Below are 800 nucleotides of genomic sequence, written 5' to 3'. Positions count from 1 at the left end.
GGGCCTATAGCTCAGCTGGTTAGAGCGCACGCCTGATAAGCGTGAGGTCGGTGGTTCGAGTCCACCTAGGCCCACCATTTAATACATGGGGGCGTAGCTCAGTTGGGAGAGCACCTGCCTTGCAAGCAGGGGGTCAGGAGTTCGAATCTCCTCGTCTCCACCATTTAGTATTTGACAGCGAGTCTGTGATATACTAATTGTTTGTTCTTTGAAAACTGCATAGAAGATAATTATTATATATTTGTAAGGTCATCTCTTAGAATTTCTAAGTAGGTTGACCCGAGCACATAGGAAATAATTCTCTGACTTAATGGTGACGTACATGAAAATGTACGGCTACAAAAAACGACAATGTATCTAATGCATGTCAATAAAATCTAAAAATAGATTTTCGTCAGAATTTGATGGATAACGAGGCGTGCCAGTGAGGTGATGTCGCCGCGTACTTATGTACGCAAGACAAACCGAACGCAGCACAACGAAGTTAGCCGCAAATTATGGCGTAAAATAAGTAAAGATTTTAAGGGCGTACGGTGGATGCCTTGGCGATATCAGCCGAAGAAGGACGCGGTAAGCTGCGATAAGCTACGGAGAGGTGCAAGCAACCTGTGACCCGTAGATTTCCGAATGGGGGAACCCGGCAGTGGTTATGCACTGTCACCCATAGCTTAGACTATGAGGAGGGCACCTGGGGAACTGAAACATCTAATTACCCAGAGGAAAAGTAATCAAACGAGATTTTCTTAGTAGCGGCGAGCGAACGGGAAAGAGGCCAAACCGGAGCGGGCAACCGCACCGGG

2 tRNA genes and 1 rRNA gene are annotated in these 800 nt (G+C 46.9%); all 3 read left to right on the top strand.

The window, feature by feature from the left end:
- Positions 1 to 77 (top strand) — tRNA-Ile (locus tag AAAT26_RS09600).
- 10 nt (positions 78 to 87) lie between these two features.
- A tRNA-Ala gene (locus AAAT26_RS09595) sits at positions 88 to 163 on the top strand.
- A gap of 347 nt (positions 164 to 510) precedes the next feature.
- A 23S ribosomal RNA gene (locus tag AAAT26_RS09590) occupies positions 511 to 800 on the top strand; the annotation flags it as partial.

The sequence above is a fragment of the Veillonella parvula genome (genome assembly GCF_040094895.1).
Taxonomy (GTDB): domain Bacteria; phylum Bacillota; class Negativicutes; order Veillonellales; family Veillonellaceae; genus Veillonella; species Veillonella parvula_L.
This window is presented reverse-complemented; position numbering and strand designations above follow the sequence as displayed.